This is a genomic window from Mycobacterium nebraskense, assembly GCF_002102255.1.
Lineage (GTDB): Bacteria > Actinomycetota > Actinomycetes > Mycobacteriales > Mycobacteriaceae > Mycobacterium > Mycobacterium nebraskense.
In genome coordinates this window covers 1-15711 of the sequence record NZ_LQPH01000181.1, presented here as the reverse complement: position 1 = coordinate 15711, position 15711 = coordinate 1, and the positions used below count along the sequence as shown (strand labels likewise).

The following is a 15711-nucleotide window of genomic DNA, read 5'->3' as shown; positions in this document are numbered from 1 at the left end:
CTTGCCCCAGCTAAACGCTTTTGGCAACGGTGAGCAGGATGACGGAGTCTTCGACGGCCTGTACACCATGCCGACTCGGCGGGATCACCAGGTGATCGCCCGGGGCGCCGTCCCAGCTAGTCTCGGGCGCTGTCAGCCGGATGCGCCCCTGCAACACATGCAAGGTAGCCTCGCCCGGGCTGTCGTGGTCATGCAGCGCAGCTCCGGCGGTCAGGGCAACCATGGTTTGCCGCAGCGTGTGTTGGTGACCGCCGTACACAGTGTGTGCGCTACGGCCGCTGGAGGCTCGGTGCGCGGCCGCCAACTGCTCGCGCGCGAGTGCTGTGAGCGAGATCTTATCCATCAGGCAGGCTCCTTCCTCGTCGCAAATCATATGCCGCACGGCGGCGGCTTGGCAGAAGCGCTGCGGGCAATCGACGCGCTAGCTGGGTTACTGCGGTCAGGGGCCTGGCTAGTTATTGACGACGAGTGACAGTCCTCGACGACCACGTATATTCTTGCGTTGCTTGCTGATTGCCACCAGGCGCGCCACCGCCAGCTCGATTCCACGGGCCAAGGCGTCGATATCGGCCACGGCCTCGTAGTCGGCGAGGACACCGAAGAACAGGTCCTCGGCATAGCTGAGCATCGCCACCCCGGTTCGCAATTGCATCGCGATCGGCGGGACTGGAAACACACTGAGCACCCGTTGGCCCATGAGTCGGAGTGGCTGACGAGGGCCGGGAACATTCGTCGCCAGGGTGGTGACGCCGCGCTGCGGTAGCTGGGTCAACAATCGGACCGCCCATGCTGTCAGGGGAAATGGAAGGTGATTGGCCATCGACACGAATGCGTGACCCGCCTGGCGCTGACCGTGAGACTTCGTACGGTCCAAGCGGGAATGAACGGTCCGCAGTCGCTCTATCGGGTGCTCTTCGTCGACCGGTAGGTACGGCAGCATCACCGACACGCGGTTACCCGTCCTATCCAACGCGTCGACGGCCCGCATCGACACCGGCACCAGCGCGCGAAGCGCATCCGGCAACGGTGCTTCGCCCCGCTGAACGAGGATGTTGCGGTAACTCTCCGTGATAGCGGCCAGCGCAACGTCATTGATGGTGACGTCGAAGGTTTGGCACACCTGCGCGATGTCGGCGAGGGGCACCCGCGCGACACCGTAGCGTCGCATTGTTGTGATCGGCCCATTCAGCGACGTCGTTGTGGGACGCAGCAAACCGGCGACAATTTCCGCAGCACCCAATGCCGTGCGGGCGGCCGTCGCCGTGATGGCAGCCGATGCGTTCCACAGGCCGCCCAGCACGCTCAGTGGACTTACACCCCATAAGCTCTGCGAAAGCTCTTGTTCCTTAGTCGCTTTGGTGGCGCGGATATGGCTTGCGAAGCTCTCGCCGATGCCGTCATCACATAGGCCGGCAAGCATGTGGGTGGCAGCAATTCCGTCGGCCATGCAGTGGTGGATCTTGGTGAGCATTGCCCACCGGTTGTCGCTGAGGCCTTCGATGATCCAGATTTCCCACAGCGGTCGATCCCGGTCGAGGCGCCGGGAGATCACGTCGGCGGCCAGCTGCAACAACTCCCGGTCGTCGCCGGGCCGCGGGAGGGCGATGTGCCGTACGTGACGGCCGAGATCAAAGTTTGGATCGTCCACCCATTCGGGTGCACCGAGGTCGAACGAGCGCGTTCGCAGGCGCTGCCCGAACCGGGGGCACACGCGGATCCGCTGAGCAAGTATCTCCATCAATGAACCACGGTCCGGGATCGGCCCTTCGATGACCGCGAGACCGCCGATCGCCAAACTCACGTGCCGGTCGGCGTCTTCCGCCTTGAGAAAACCCGCGTCGAGGGTTGTCAATTGATCCACGACCGCCACCTCCGAACTTTATATGCAACTAGCGGTAACACAATTCTCCGCTGTGGGCGGCAGCGGCAGCAGGGCCGAAAGTCCCAAGCCGAGGTGGTGTCGTGCAGCCAAATACGCTGCGGCACCAGCACGCTCAACGACCCAAGACGTGTTGACGCCGTCGGTTAACTCTTGCGACGTGCGCGCAGACGGTCTGGTAGCCATGGCGGTCATCCGCCGGCCTGCGGCGCAGATTCCCGGGGTAGCGCGATGCGTCGAAGCTGGCGCAAAACTGCCTCAAAGCTGCCATTGACTAATGTCACCATTTGTTATTGACTTCGTTGCATGGCGGACGGCGTCCCGGCCCGTGGGTCATTGCGGTCCCGCGGCGCGGCAGCGGTAAGTGCTTACACCCTGCGGCCCGTCACCGGCCTGATACCAGCCGAACGCGCGTGGGGCTTATGGCTATCGCGCCAGATCATCGCCGGCATCATGGGAACGTTCGGCCCTTCGCTGGCTGGCACCCACGTCGAACACCTTGACACGAGGCTGCCCGACGGCCGTCGCGTCAAGGGCGAATGGGTTTACGGACCGCGCACGCCAACCAGCGACGCCCCGCGATCGTCCCCAACCGTGGGGGCCATCTACTACGTGCATGGCAGCGGTTACGCCGTGTGTTCGCCAAAGACCCACCGGCGGTTCACATCCTGGCTGTCGTCGTTGACCGGTTTGCCGGTGTTCAGCATCGATTACCGACTCGCCCCCCGCCACCGCTTCCCCACCGCGGCCGACGACGTCCGGGCGGGCTGGGACTGGCTGGTGGATACCCGCGGTGTATCGCCGAAACAAATTGTGGTGGCCGGGGATTCGGCGGGCGGTCATTTGGCCGTCGACATGATGCTGCAACCCGAGCTCGGCGCCAATCACCCCGCCGCGCTGGCGCTGTTCTCCCCGCTGTACGACATCACCTTCGCGCTCTGCATCGCCCGGGAACGGATGCGTCGCGATCCGGCGATCCGGGCGGCCGACGCGGCCCGCCTGGTCAGCATGTACCACGCCGGCGTCGACCCCACCCACCAGCGGCTGAAGCTGAATGTGGCCGGCGGCCCGCCGCTTCCGCCGACCCTGATTCAGGCCGGCGGAGCCGAAATGCTCCAGGACGACGCGCGTCAGCTCGCCGCCGACATCCTAACCGCGGGTGGCCGATGCGAACTGCAGATCTGGCCGCACCAGGTGCACGTCTTTCAGGCATTGCCCCGCGTGACACCCGAAGCCACCCAGGCTATGGCCTATGTCGCGCGATTCATCGCCCACGCGTTGCAGGATGCGCGCGCCATGACCCAGGAGGTGCACTGAGGAATGTTGGACAGGCTACTGGGCAGGTCGAAGACCAGCCGCGGTGCATCGGCGGTGGTGACCGGCGCCGGAAGTGGCATCGGTGCCGCCTTCGCCGTCGAACTCGGCCGTCGCGGCGGCGCGGTCGTTTGCAGCGACATCGACGAAGCCGCCGCAAGGCGGACGGCCGACGCGGTCACCGAGCGGGGCGGCAAAGCGGTGGCCATCCGTTGCGACGTCTCCAAATTCGACGACGTCCAGGCGCTGGCCGAGCAATCGCAGGCCTGGTTTTCCGGGCCGCCCACGCTGGTGATCAACAATGCCGGCGTCGGCGCCGGCGGCGCGGCCATCGGCGATGCGCCGCTGGACGATTGGGTGTGGACGCTGGGCATCAACCTGTGGGGACCCATTCACGGCTGCCACGTGTTCACCCCGATCCTGCGGGAGGCCGGTCGGTCGCATGCCCCCCGGGGAATCATCAACGTGGCCTCGGCGGCGGCGTTCGGCGCGGCTCCGGGCATGGCCGCCTACAACGTCAGCAAGGCCGGCGTGCTGTCACTTTCGGAGACCCTGGCAGCCGAGTTGGCCGGCACCGGGGTGAGAGTCACCGTGCTGTGCCCGACTTTCGTGAAGACCAACATCGTCGAGTCCGGCCGCATCAGCGAGGAGTCCAGCGAGCTGGCCAACAAATTGATGCGCTGGACCGGATTCTCGGCGGAGAAAGTCGCGCGGATTTGCCTGGACGCACACGACCGCGGCGAGCTGTACTGCATGCCGCAACTCGACGCCAAGATCGGCTGGAGCATCAAACGCCTGGCCCCGCAGGCCTATACGCGTGCGGCCGGCCTGGTGTCCCGAATCAACCTGCCTTGATCACCCAACGCAAAGGAGCTCCCGGTGGCCATCGACATGGAAGCTATGCTCGCCAAGATCAAGGATCGCCAGTGGGCGCTCGCCGATATCGATTGGGCCGCGCCCGGCGCCGATACCATCCGGCCCGAATTCCGTCCGAAGCTCAAGGCATTCATGGCCGACCTGTGCTGGATCGAGAACGTCGGCGCCCGCGGATTCGCCGCGCTGGCCAAGAAGGCGCCTGACCCGACGCTGGCGGAGATCTACCGCTACTTCCACGCCGAGGAGCAGCGCCACGCCAACGCCGAGATGGCGCTGATGAAGCGCTGGGGAATGCTCGACGACGGCGAACTGCCCGAGCCGAACATCAACATCCGGTTGGCCATCGAGTGGCTCGATGCGTTCTCCGACAGCATGCCGCTGTCCGTGCTGGGCACCGTCATCCCGATGCTGGAGGTCGCCCTCGACGGGGCGCTGTTGAAGTTTCTGCTGGACACCGTGGAAGACCCGGTGTGCCACCAAGTTTTCGAGAAGATCAACAATGATGAATCACGGCACATCGCTGTCGATTTCGAGGTGCTCGACCTGATCGGACACGCCAAGGCGCGCCGACTGGCCATCGAACTGGTCGGCCGAATGGCATCCCCGGGCCTCATTGTCGGGATGCTCATGTACGTTCCGCTACTCAAACGCATCTACGGTGAAATGGCCGAGATGGGACTGGAGCCGGAGCGGCTGAACAATGCGGTCAAGCGGTTCAAGCAGCTCGGCGAGCGTGGCGAACACACCTGGCGCGTGCCCACCTATCAACTGCTCAAGAGGCACGCCGCCATGGTCGTCAATCCGCAGCACCCCTACCAGATCCTGGCTAGCTCCATGGTGTGGCTGTCCGACCGCTATCCCAAACCGCTGCTGAGACCGGTGCCCAGTTGGTTCAAGGAACTCAGCTACAAGCCGGCGGCGTGACCATGGGGGAAAACCACGTCTATGCGGTGCTGATCATCGGAGCCGGCTTCACCGGTCTGGGAGCGGCGATCCGATTGGCCGACAACGGAGTCGACGACATCGTGATCCTGGAACGCGGCGACCAAGTCGGCGGAACCTGGCGCGACACAACCTATCCCGGCGCAAGCTGTGACGTCCCCTCGCTGCTGTATTCGTACTCCTTCGTCAAGAACCCCACCTGGTCGCGTACGTACTCCCCCGCCCCGGAGATCTGCCGCCACCTCGAAGACATGGCGACCAGATTCGACATCCGTCGCCACATCCGATTCGGCCACGAGGTCAGCGGCTTGACCTTCGACGAGGATAACGGTGTTTGGACCGCAACAATCAAACGCCGCAAGCGATTCCGTGCCCGCACCGTCGTGCTGGCCTCTGGACCGCTGTCGGACGTCAGCTTCCCCGACATTCGCGGCCTGGACAGCTATCGCGGACACAAGATTCACAGCGCCCGCTGGGACCACGACTTCGATTTCGCGGGCAAGCGGGTCGCCGTCATCGGCACCGGCGCCAGCGCGATCCAGATCATCCCCGAGTTGGTGAAGCAGGCCAAGTTCGTCAAGGTGTTCCAACGCACCCCGTGCTGGGTGCTGCCGCGCCTGGACGTCGCGACACCGCCGGCCGTGCAAACCCTGTTCACCAAAGTCCCCGCCGCCCAGCAACTTGCGCGGCAGGCCCTGTTCTGGGGCCACGAGGCCAGCGCCACGGCGCTGGTATGGGACACGCCGTTGACCTCGCTGGCCGCGCGTCTGGGGCGGGCCCACCTGCGGGCTCAGGTGAAGGATCCATGGCTGCGGCGCCAGCTGACGCCGGACTTCCGGCCAGGGTGCAAGCGCATGCTCGTCTCCAGCGACTACTACCCCGCCCTCCAGCGCGACAACTGCAAACTCATCGACTGGCCGATCGCCACCCTGAGCCCGGTCGGCATTCGCACCAGCGACGGCATCGAGCACCACCTCGACTGCATCGTTTTCGCCACCGGCTACGACGTTCACCTGACCGGTCCTCCCTTTGCGGTCACCGGGCTCGGTGGCCGGTCGCTGGCCGACGAATGGTCCGGTGGCGCACAGGCTTACAAGAGCATCAACGTGCATGGATATCCGAATCTGTTCGTCATGACCGGACCCAACTCGGGGCCCGGCCACAACTCGCTGCTGGTGTACATCGAGGGTCAGCTGGAGTACGCGGTCCGCGGCATCACCGCCATCCTCGACAACGACCTACGCTATCTCGATGTGCGCGAAGAGGTTCAGCACCGCCACAACGACACCCTCCAGCGCCGCCTTACCAAGACGACGTGGATGTCCGGTTGCCGCAGTTGGTACCTCACCAAGGACGGATACAACGGGTCGATGTACCCGGGTTTCGCGACGCAGTATCTTCGCCAGATGAGAGATTTCCGCTACCAGGATTACCAAGCGGTGGCGCGCCGAACCCGGGCGCTTGCCGCCTCGTCGGGCTGACACATGGCACCGGACCGCCCGCTCGACCGTTCTTCAAGACCCGAACCCGGCACAATCGCCAGCGTGCTGCACAACGTGCGGCGCGCGCCCAAGCGCGTTCGGCGCCAGTCGCGGGAGTACCGGCAATTGATCGAGACGGCGGTCTCGCAGCTTTTCGACGCGGCGGTCCGCCACCCCCACGGCGTCGCCGCATCCGGTGAGTACCGGATCGACGACCTCGCCCGGCTGGCCGGCACCACCACCCGCAACATCCGGGTTTACCGCGACCGCGGGTTACTCCCCCCGCCGTTGCGCGTCGGCCGCATCGCATTGTTCAACGACACCCATCTGACCCGCCTGCGGCTGATCACCTCGATGCTCGACCGCGGATACACCATCGCGCACGTGCGCGAAATGCTCAGCGCCTGGGAGGAAGGCAAGAATCTCGGCGACGTGCTGGGCCTCGAGAACGCCATCGCGGGCACCTGGACCACCGAGAAACCAGAGACCATGCCGCTGGCCGACGCGCAGCGCCTCGTCGACGACCCGGACGCGTTCGAGCGCCTGGTGGTACTGCAGGTAATCCGGGTCGACGGTGCGCGAGCCACCGTTACGCGTCCGAAACTGATCGAAGCATTCAACGAAATCCGCGGCTACGGCGTCAAATTGGAAAAGCTCGTCGCCTTACACGAGCAAATCGTGCCGGAGGTCGACAAGATCAGCGACATGCTGGTGCGCGCCGGCGCCGAACACGTGCTGGACCGCATCAAGCCGGGCGAGCCCCTGCCGGCGGATGCCGAGATCGCCGAGCTGATCACCATGCTGGTGCGCTTCCGGACTCAAGCCGTGGCTACGGTCACCGCGACGCTCGCGTCGTCGATCGAGTCCCATATCGAGTCGCTCGTGAGTCGCATCCTCGCCGACTATCTCGAGTCCAGTTCTTCGGCCTGAACCCTTGCGTCCGTCGCCTTCGTGACAGCGCTAAACCCCGGTGCAGGTGTACGGGGTGCAGTCGACCGTCACCGGCGTGACGCACGCCGACATCGTGGTCAACGGCAGCGCGAGCATCAGCGCAAGGACCACTTTGGATTTGACACCAGACACAGACCACTCCATCCCGTTGAAGATGGGAGGAATGGTAAGCACAGCTACGCGATAAAACACGAGATTGGGCGATTTTGGGCTGACGCCGCTTGACCGGTCCCCAGAATTGGGTCAGCGATCGGTTACCAGCTGCGTCCGGTCCCCTCAGTGCCCGCTGAAGGTCAGCGTGCCTTCCGTTTGAAGCACTTTGCTGGCGGTAATTCTCTCGGTTTTTCGGGCTTCGCGCTCGAGATAGCGCTGCTTGGATTCGTCGAATTTGTCGGAAGCCTGCTCGAGCTCCTTCACCAACACGGCGAGATCGTCGCGCATCCGGGCGGCCTCGCCGCTGAAGTCTTCGCGTTCGAAGATGCGCCACTTCCTGAGCACCGGCATCACCACCTCGTCGAGATGGATGCGCGGGTCGTAAACACCGCCGACGGCGATGATCACTGCCTTGCGCCGGAATTCCGGCACCGTGAATCCGGGCATCTTGAAGTTGCGCAAGATCCGGTGCACCGACTTCATCGCCTGGTTCGGGGCGATGTCCAGACCCGCCGCGCTGACGTCCCGGTAGAAGATCATGTGCAGGTTCTCGTCGTGGGACACCCTGGCCATCAGTTGCTCCGCGATGGGGTCCTGAGAGGCCTTGCCGGTATTGCGGTGCGAGACCCGGGTGGCCAGCTCCTGGAATGAGACGTACATGACCGAGTCGAACAAGCTCTCGGCAAACATGTCGCCCTGCTGATTCTGCCCCGGGCTGAAGCCCCTGGTCATTTGCTCCAGGCGCAACTTCTCCAGCGCCACCGGGTCGACGGCCCGGGTGACCACCAGGTAGTCGCGCAGTGCCGTGCTATGCCGGGCCTCTTCAGCCGTCCACCTGTTGACCCACTGCCCCCACGGGCCGTCCATGCTGAAGTTCATCGCGATCTCGCGGTGATACGACGGCAAGTTGTCCTCTGTCAGCAGATTTTGGACCATCGCCACCTGCGCGACGTCGGGCAGCTGGCTCTGCCCGGGCTCCCAATCCTGACCTTCCAGCGCGTAGAAGTTCTTGCCGTCCGACCACGGGACGTAGTCGTGCGGATTCCACTCCTTGAACATCGAGAGGTGGCGGTTGAGCAGACCCTCGACCACAGGCTCGAGCTCATGGAGTAGCTGCAGGTTGGTCAGGTCGTTGGACACGTAGCCCTCCAGTTATGTGTGGCGTCAAGTAACGCACAATGTATCTGTGTCATGCGGTTACATAAAGATGACACGCCGAAAACTGGGCGAACTAGGGCCAAAGGTCCCTACGCCGGTAGTGGCGCCCACCACACCGCTGCGGCCTCGGCCGGGTACCAATCGGTCGAGCGCGCGCTATGGGCGCGCAACCAGATACGGCGCGAGCGTGGACAGCTTTTCGCAGGTCTCTTCGAATTCACGCTCAGGCGTGGACTCTTCGATGATGCCCGCCCCAGCCCGCAACCATGTCTTGCCGTCCCGTTCGTAGGCCGCTCGCAGCGTGAGCGCCGCGTCCATGCCGCCATCGGCCGAAAACATCACGACCGCTCCGGAATACAGTCCACGCGGGCCCTCGTCGAGGCGCAGGATCGCTTCCACGCCGCTCGCTTTCGGGATGCCCGACGCGGTGACCGCGGGGAATAGCGCTTCCAGCGCATCCATCCGGTCGTTCGACGGACCTAGCCGCCCGCTGACCGTGGAGCCGAGGTGCTGCACGCTCCCACGCTCCCGCACCGTCATGAAGTCGGTGACCACCGCACTACCCGGTTCGGCGATCTCGGTCATCTCCCGCAGCGAGCTTCGCACCGAAATCGCATGCTCGACAATCTCTTTGGAATTCGACTCCAGATCGTCGCGGGCCTGCCGGTCGCGCGCCATTCCGCGGCCCAGCGCGCGGGTACCGGCCAGCGGCTCGGTCACCACGATGCCGTCGTCATGGACGGCCGCGACAAGTTCGGGGCTGTAGCCGACAGCGCGAATCCCGCCCAGCCGCAACAAGAATGATCGCACCGGAGTGTTGTGTCTGCGGCCCAGCCGGTAGGTCGACGGGAAGTCCAGCGGGAAAGGCACTTCCAGAGAACGGGACAGGATCACCTTGTGGTAACGGCCCGCCGCGATCTCGGCGACGGCCGACGCCACCCGGTCGCGATAGCCAGAGGGGTCGGCGACGACGTCGACACCGCGAGCCCGGCGGACCTCGGGCACACCCCCGCCCAGCAAGCCGAGGACTGCGTCGCGATGAACCGCGGTCGCGCCCCACAGCTGGACCGCCCCGCGGGTCACCACGATGCGGGTGCGTGGCCAAAACACGCGGGCCAGCGGCGTTCGCGGCGCCAGCCGCTGCTGCAGCCCGTAGCGGTAGACACCGAACTCGAAGGCGATCCAGCCGAAAAGTTGATCGGTCTCCAGCAAAAGCCTGTCAACGGCTTCGCCCAGCACGGGCCCGGGCCGCCCCGACCACTGTTGCCGCTGAGTCACGCCGTCCCGGATCACGCGCACTTCGTCGCTGTCCAGCTCGATCATCGCGCCCACACCGCTGGCCAGCACCCATTGACCGGCCCGCTCGTAGAGCACGTATTCCTCGCCGACTTGTTCGGGCAGCAGCGCGGCCAGCTCGGCGGCCAGGTCGGCCGGGTCGACATGTGCGGGAAGCGGAATGGGTGAGGACGTGGAGCCGGCGGAACTCGTCTGAACGCTGACCTCGGTCACGGTTAGTAAATGTAGCCTAACCTATGTAAGAACGCGCAACCGATCCCCCTGCGTCCCGGCAAACCCGGCCGTCCAGGCCAAAACTCCCTTGGAGTTAAAGCGCTGGCCATCCCGAACCCGCGTCGCCGGGTGAACTCACTGCGCCCATCCGGCTCCCCGTTTCCACAGGTAGAACGCGCGGCACAAGGCTGTGGCCGCCGAGCCGAGGCCCCGTCTGTGAACATCGGCGCCCCAAATTTCCCAGCCGTTTACGTCGTGGCCGCGCATCGACCGGGCCCGGTAACGGGACTTCTCCTAGGACGGCGCTGATGTAGTGGCCTCCGACGGGGGCGATTCGGCGGTACCGAGATTCGACGGCGGTAGTCGGATGTGCTGGCTGATATGAGGCCGGCCTGACCGGCCGCCGGGTGGTCCGGTGGTCCCGGGTCAGGCGATGGCCCACCCTCCGGAGGCTGGGTGCAGGCCCAGGGTGGCCAATCGGGCGAGGTTGATCGCGCCGGCTCGGGCGAGGATGTCGGTCAGGATGCGCTTTTGTCCGCGGCAGCGGGCTTTGCGGCCACCCCAGGGGCGGCGGGTGAAGTGACTGATCTTGCGTTCCACGACCGGGCGATACGTTCGGTAATCCTGCTGCCAGGCCGGATCACGTTGGCGGGCCTTCGCGAGCTGCAGGGCGGCCTCATGGGCATGGATGGTGATCATCCGCCCGCGACGGGCTTTGGTGCACTCCGCCCGTAGCGGACACGACCCGCAGAATGCGCCGAAGCGAGCGACCTGCTGACGCCGCCCGGTGCTGATGGCCACGGTGTGCTCGGCCGGGCAGGTCGCGGTACCGGCGGCCAGGTCGATGCCGAACTGGTCTTTGGAATAGCCGTTGGCGTTGCGCACTGGGGGAACCTTGGCGCGCATGTCATGGCCGCGTTGGGTCTGCTCATCCAGGGTGGCCCCATCGGCATACGCCGAATCGCCGTACACCTCATAGACTTTCGATTCCACATCTTCGTTGACGTGCTGTCGGTGGTCGGTGATCGTTGCATCGGCATCGGCATCGGCATCGGCATCGGCATCGGCATCGGCATCGGTGGCGGTGGCGGTGGCGGTGGCGGTCGCGTCGGTGACGGTATCGGATACACCACTTGCGGTGTCGGTGACCGGGTTGCCCAGCAGCTCGTCGATGACCTCACGGTCGGCGGCGTTGGCCGGGGTGACCGCAACACCGGTAATCAGCTCGTCGTCGGGGTCGATACCTAGATGGGACTTGTAGCCATCGAAGGTTCGCGCCCGCGACTTATGCCCATGGCGGGCTTCGGTATCAACAGTGGAGATCATCCGGTCTTTGGCCACCCGCCGCGCGATGCGGAAGATCCCGTCGTCGCCAGCTTCGACGTCCTGGCCGGCCACCAGCGCCAGCAACTCGACCGCCTCACCGAGTGCTCCATCGAGCTTGCGGCCATCCAAGGCCTCCAGTGCTGCGTTGGCGTCGCGCACCAGCGCATCGACCAAGGCTTCACGCGCTTTGGGGTCATCCCAGTCACACGGTGGTTTTCCCAGGCTGGCGTAGTCATCATCGCGGGTCAGCACGGTGCGTAGCGCACCGGCCACCTCCGGATCGGCCCGATCGGTCACGGTCAGCAGTTTGCGGATCGCGGCCCGCAGCTGGATCACCGTGTCCTGGGTGGCCACCGCATCCAACAGCGGGGTCGAATCCAGCACCCGGCGCCGTCCCCGCAACAGCCCCGCCGCCCGCGCAGTGGTGTTGACATCCTCGAATAACCGCCGCGGCCGATCCGATGCACGTAGCCGGTTGCGCATCCCGACCAGCACCGTGGGATGAAACGCCTCAGCGTCCACCGTCAACCCCGCGGCAGCCTTCCAACGCAGGTCAAAGGCCAACCGGTCGCAGGCCTCCCGATCCGAGAGTCCCTCGTAGGCCTGCAGCAGCATCACCGTGGCCATCACCCGTGCCGGCACCGTCGGTCGACCCAGCACCGAACGCTTGAACAAATCAGCGAAATAGTCGTCGCCGAACAGCGCACCACCGTGCTCGGCCAGCAGCCGATAGATACTGCCTGCCGGCAGCTGGTCACCGACCAGCACCATCACGTCATCGAACCGGCCTTGCCGATTCTCCCGTCCCAAAGCCACACATCAGATCCTCGCCGCCCACCTGCGCCAAACCCGCTCAGCCACGCCGAAACTCAGTTACTAAAACAGCAGCGCCCTAGAATTGCCGTCAACCGTGCCAGCCCGCCGACCGGGCGACTTGGTTGGGCACGGTGGCTCGGCAAGATCCATCTGTGCAAAGGAGTCGCGTGTGAACTCCTGTCAGGGCGTTTGTGACGGCGTCAGCCCGTGCCGGGCGGCGCGAGGCGCATCGCGAATAGACCCGACTGATCGGTGCCTACCGCCGCACAATTGGAGAGCAACGTCATGTTCGTAATCCGGCTTGCGAACGGCGAAGAGGTCCAGGGCGGCGAAAGTGACGAGCTCGAAATCAACCAAGAGACCGGTGTGCTCACGGTTTCACGCGTCGACGGTTTCGAGGAAATCACCACCCATTATTCGCCAATGGCATGGCTGTCGGTGACACACCGTAAGAAGGGCGTCGGGGTCAGGTCATCGGTTATTTCGTCGGCACGTTGATCCCGGCGTTAGCCCCACAGCGAATACACAGCACTTTCACACCAAATCCACGCCTGCCGCGGCGTGGTCCCCAATCCGAAAATCGGCCAGTCACAAGCGTCTGACCAGGGATTTTTCGGGCGCCAGCCGCCGGCATCGCTTAAACACGCCGCTTCGCATCCGAGTGGCGGATTGACACCCGCGAGGATAAGTTTTCCACGGTCGTCGGGATGTTCGTGGTGGCTCCGCTTGCGGACGGTGCTTTCCCTGATCGCCACGCTTATCGAGGAAGGCATCGAATGCTGCAAGAGTTTTGGCAGAACTTCACCCACAACCTGTTCAAGCCGCTCCTGCTGTTCTTCTACTTCGGATTCCTCATTCCAATCCTGAAGGTGCGCTTCGAATTTCCCTATGTGATCTATCAGGGCTTGACCATGTACCTGCTGCTGGCCATCGGCTGGCACGGCGGTGAAGAACTCGCCAAGATCAGCGCCGGCAGCGTCGGGTCGATCGTGGGCTTCATGGTGTTGGGCTTCGTGCTCAACTTCGTCATCGGCGGTATCGCCTACCTGCTGCTGAATTGGCTTACCTCCCTTCGACGAATCGACCGAGCCACGGTCGCGGGTTATTACGGGTCGGACTCGGCGGGAACGTTCGCCACTTGCGTGGCCGTACTGAGCGCCGTTGGCATCGCCTTCAACGCCTACATGCCCGTGATGCTGGCCGTCATGGAGATCCCCGGCTGCTTGGTGGCGCTGTACCTGGTGGCGCGACTGCGCCACCGCGGGATGGACTCGGCGGGGAACATGGCCGACGAGCCCGGCTACACCCCGCCGGTCAAGGTCGGGTTCGGGCCCGGTACGGCCAAGCAGCCCGCGTACGGCGAGAGCCTCGAGGACCAGCACGAACGCGGGATCGAGCAGGAGCTGGAGTTCTCGATGGAAAAAAGGGAGCATCCCGGCTGGGAGCCCGACGAGATCCCCTTGAGTCGCAAGAAGATGTCGATCTTCAACCGTGAGCTCCTGCAGGAAGTGTTCCTCAACCCTGGGCTCGTCCTCCTCTTCGGTGGAATCATCATCGGCCTCGTCAGTGGGCTGCAGGGACAGAAGGTCGTTGCAGACGACGACAGGTTCTTCGTGTTGGCATTCCAGGGCGTGCTGTGCCTGTTCCTGCTCGAGATGGGCATGACGGCCTCCCGGAAGCTGCGAGACCTGCGAACGGCGGGCCCCGGTTTCATCTTCTTTGCTGTGCTGGCACCGAATATCTTTGCGCCGCTGGGGATCATCGTCGCCCATACCTACGCCTACCTCACCCACGCTGAGTTCAAGATGGGAACTTACGTTTTGTTCGCAGTGCTTTGCGGCGCGGCGTCCTACATCGCCGTCCCTGCCGTCCAGCGGCTGGCGATCCCCGAGGCCAGCCCAACCCTGCCTTTGGCCGCATCACTGGGTTTGACGTTTTCCTACAACGTCACGATCGGGATCCCGCTCTACATCGAGATCGCCCGCGCGGTCGGCCACTGGTTCCCGGTTACCTGACAAACGTCAGGATCGCGATCGCGCTCTACATCGAGATCGCCCCGCATGGTGGGGCCCTGGTTCGCGATCACCTGAAACGGCGCTACCCGAGCAGCGTGCACGCCACGGTGGGTAATCCTCAGAGACGTCTTCGGTAGGTAGTCCTGAAAGTTCTAGCCGCACAGGCTCTCGCTCCGGCTAACGCCGGTGACCGTGAGCACTAATTCGGCCACTCGTCGCGACGCTTGCCAGCCGGACGTAGTACCCACCCCGACACCCGGAAGCTGACTGGATGTTTCCGTGCTGCGGCAGCCGCGGTGTCAACTGTTCGTAAAAGTGGTGTCAATTGTTCGTAAAGCCCACTTAACTCAGGTCGCCATGGGCGCCACGGGGAGGATGCTGCATGAGTCCCCGGGAGAATTTGACCCACAACGTATTAGAGCCGCTGTCGAGAGGGGCTCATCGATGCAACAGGCTATAACGGTTCCGACAACCGTTCCGACCGAAAAACCCCGCAATGGCCTGGCCGGTCTCAAACACTGGCGCTATGACCTTCGCTCGGGTTTCACGGTGGCCATGATCTCGCTGCCGTTCTCGATGGGAATCGCGATCACCTCGGGAGCGCCGCCGATCTGCGGGATCATGTCGGCAATCATCGCCGGTTTCGTCCTGCCGTTTTTGGGCGGCTCGTATGTGACCATCAGCGGCCCGGCCGCGGGACTGGCGCCGGCCCTATTCGCTGGCATGATCGCACTGGGACACGCCCGCCTGGGCCGAGGCGGCTCTACATCCGAGTTGCTCGCCGTGGGATACCCCCTGGTCCTGGTCGCCATCGCCATCGCGGGCGTGCTGCAAGTGGTCCTTGCCAAGTTGAAGGTGGCGCGCCTGAGCGCCATCTTCCCGGCCGCGGCCATCCAGGGCATGCTGGCGGCGATCGGCCTGATGATCATCGTCAAGCAGATTCCTCTCTTCATGGGAGTGAAGTTCGAGGCTCACGAATTCTGGGCGGTTCTGGGCGAAGTGCCCAGCCATGTCCAGTCGATGAGCCCCAAGGTCTGCGCCCTGGGGGTCGGTTGCCTGGTGGCGCTGTTCGCGCTGGCGGTCGTGCCCTGGCGGCTGCTGAAGATCATGCCGCCTCCGGTCTGGGTGTTCTTAGCCGGCACGGTGGTCAGCACGTACATCCTCAAGTTGGATAAATCCCACCTGATCAACATTCCCGATTCGCTCGAGCACGGGGGTCGTGTCCCTGCCGCGGTGTAAAAGAATCCGGACGTAGGTTCCCTCGAAGACCGGCAAGTCTGATGGAAGGAGC

The 15711-nt window shown here is 64.4% G+C and carries 14 protein-coding genes; 8 read left to right on the top strand and 6 right to left on the bottom strand.

Features of this window, described 5'->3' with window-relative positions:
- Nucleotides 1-10: 10 nt before the first annotated feature.
- Entirely contained in the window at nt 11-343 is a 333-nt protein-coding gene (locus AWC17_RS29950) for a cupin domain-containing protein (RefSeq protein ID WP_046183225.1), read from the bottom strand.
- Nucleotides 344-451: 108 nt separating this feature from the next.
- Nucleotides 452-1861, bottom strand: a complete 1410-nt coding sequence (locus tag AWC17_RS29945) for a WS/DGAT/MGAT family O-acyltransferase (protein WP_046183224.1) — start codon at nt 1859-1861, stop codon at nt 452-454.
- Between the two features lie 324 nt (nt 1862-2185).
- Between AWC17_RS29945 and AWC17_RS29940 the strand changes: the two genes are divergently transcribed.
- The 5 genes from AWC17_RS29940 to AWC17_RS29920 are packed head-to-tail and all read left to right on the top strand — an operon-like array spanning nt 2186 to nt 7422.
- The gene (locus AWC17_RS29940) at nt 2186-3196 is read left to right on the top strand and encodes an alpha/beta hydrolase (RefSeq protein ID WP_082122942.1); all 1011 of its coding nucleotides are present in this window, start codon (nt 2186-2188) and stop codon (nt 3194-3196) included.
- A gap of 3 nt (nt 3197-3199) precedes the next feature.
- The gene (locus tag AWC17_RS29935) at nt 3200-4048 is read left to right on the top strand and encodes an SDR family NAD(P)-dependent oxidoreductase (protein WP_046183220.1); all 849 of its coding nucleotides are present in this window, start codon (nt 3200-3202) and stop codon (nt 4046-4048) included.
- Between the two features lie 24 nt (nt 4049-4072).
- Nucleotides 4073-4993 (top strand): ferritin family protein, encoded by a 921-nt coding sequence (locus AWC17_RS29930; RefSeq protein WP_046183219.1) that lies wholly within the window; start codon nt 4073-4075, stop codon nt 4991-4993.
- Nucleotides 4994-4995: 2 nt separating this feature from the next.
- A complete protein-coding gene (locus AWC17_RS29925; protein ID WP_276038000.1) occupies nt 4996-6492 on the top strand; it encodes a flavin-containing monooxygenase in 1497 nt (498 codons plus the stop codon).
- Nucleotides 6493-6495: 3 nt separating this feature from the next.
- Nucleotides 6496-7422, top strand: a complete 927-nt coding sequence (locus AWC17_RS29920) for a MerR family transcriptional regulator (RefSeq protein WP_046183217.1) — start codon at nt 6496-6498, stop codon at nt 7420-7422.
- A 30-nt stretch (nt 7423-7452) separates the two neighbouring features.
- Here AWC17_RS29920 and AWC17_RS33940 read toward each other — a convergent pair whose 3' ends face one another.
- The 4 genes from AWC17_RS33940 to AWC17_RS29905 all read right to left on the bottom strand — a co-directional run bounded on the left by AWC17_RS33940 (nt 7453) and on the right by AWC17_RS29905 (nt 12405).
- On the bottom strand, nt 7453-7575 hold the full coding sequence (locus AWC17_RS33940; protein WP_264055579.1) for a hypothetical protein: 123 nt from the start codon (nt 7573-7575) through the stop codon (nt 7453-7455).
- 144 nt (nt 7576-7719) lie between these two features.
- Nucleotides 7720-8736, bottom strand: coding sequence for an acyl-ACP desaturase (locus AWC17_RS29915; RefSeq protein WP_046183216.1), 1017 nt, complete (start codon nt 8734-8736; stop codon nt 7720-7722).
- Nucleotides 8737-8910: 174 nt separating this feature from the next.
- Nucleotides 8911-10263, bottom strand: coding sequence for a salicylate synthase (locus AWC17_RS29910; protein ID WP_046183215.1), 1353 nt, complete (start codon nt 10261-10263; stop codon nt 8911-8913).
- A 426-nt stretch (nt 10264-10689) separates the two neighbouring features.
- Nucleotides 10690-12405: a transposase gene (locus AWC17_RS29905; RefSeq protein ID WP_052742744.1), complete on the bottom strand. Its 1716-nt coding sequence runs from the start codon at nt 12403-12405 to the stop codon at nt 10690-10692.
- A gap of 285 nt (nt 12406-12690) precedes the next feature.
- Here AWC17_RS29905 and AWC17_RS29900 point away from each other — a divergent pair, with 285 nt between their 5' ends.
- The 3 genes from AWC17_RS29900 (at nt 12691) to AWC17_RS29890 (ending at nt 15659) form a co-directional block, all read left to right on the top strand.
- Complete coding sequence (locus tag AWC17_RS29900; RefSeq protein WP_046183222.1) at nt 12691-12903, top strand: hypothetical protein; 213 nt, start codon at nt 12691-12693, stop codon at nt 12901-12903.
- Nucleotides 12904-13181: 278 nt separating this feature from the next.
- A complete protein-coding gene (locus tag AWC17_RS29895) occupies nt 13182-14420 on the top strand; it encodes a sodium-dependent bicarbonate transport family permease (RefSeq protein ID WP_046183213.1) in 1239 nt (412 codons plus the stop codon).
- Between the two features lie 444 nt (nt 14421-14864).
- A complete protein-coding gene (locus AWC17_RS29890; RefSeq protein WP_244193546.1) occupies nt 14865-15659 on the top strand; it encodes a SulP family inorganic anion transporter in 795 nt (264 codons plus the stop codon).
- Nucleotides 15660-15711 lie beyond the last annotated feature (52 nt).

What these genes read in the sequence shown, in the direction of transcription:
- AWC17_RS29950 (WP_046183225.1), bottom strand. Translation starts at nt 343, where the DNA reads ATGGATAAGATCTCGCTCACAGCACTCGCGCGCGAGCAGTTGGCGGCC.
- AWC17_RS29920 (WP_046183217.1), top strand. Translation starts at nt 6,496, where the DNA reads ATGGCACCGGACCGCCCGCTCGACCGTTCTTCAAGACCCGAACCCGGC.
- AWC17_RS29890 (WP_244193546.1), top strand. Translation starts at nt 14,865, where the DNA reads ATGCAACAGGCTATAACGGTTCCGACAACCGTTCCGACCGAAAAACCC.
- AWC17_RS29900 (WP_046183222.1), top strand. Translation starts at nt 12,691, where the DNA reads ATGTTCGTAATCCGGCTTGCGAACGGCGAAGAGGTCCAGGGCGGCGAA.
- AWC17_RS29925 (WP_276038000.1), top strand. Translation starts at nt 4,996, where the DNA reads ATGGGGGAAAACCACGTCTATGCGGTGCTGATCATCGGAGCCGGCTTC.
- AWC17_RS29935 (WP_046183220.1), top strand. Translation starts at nt 3,200, where the DNA reads ATGTTGGACAGGCTACTGGGCAGGTCGAAGACCAGCCGCGGTGCATCG.
- AWC17_RS29895 (WP_046183213.1), top strand. Translation starts at nt 13,182, where the DNA reads ATGCTGCAAGAGTTTTGGCAGAACTTCACCCACAACCTGTTCAAGCCG.
- AWC17_RS29940 (WP_082122942.1), top strand. Translation starts at nt 2,186, where the DNA reads ATGGCGGACGGCGTCCCGGCCCGTGGGTCATTGCGGTCCCGCGGCGCG.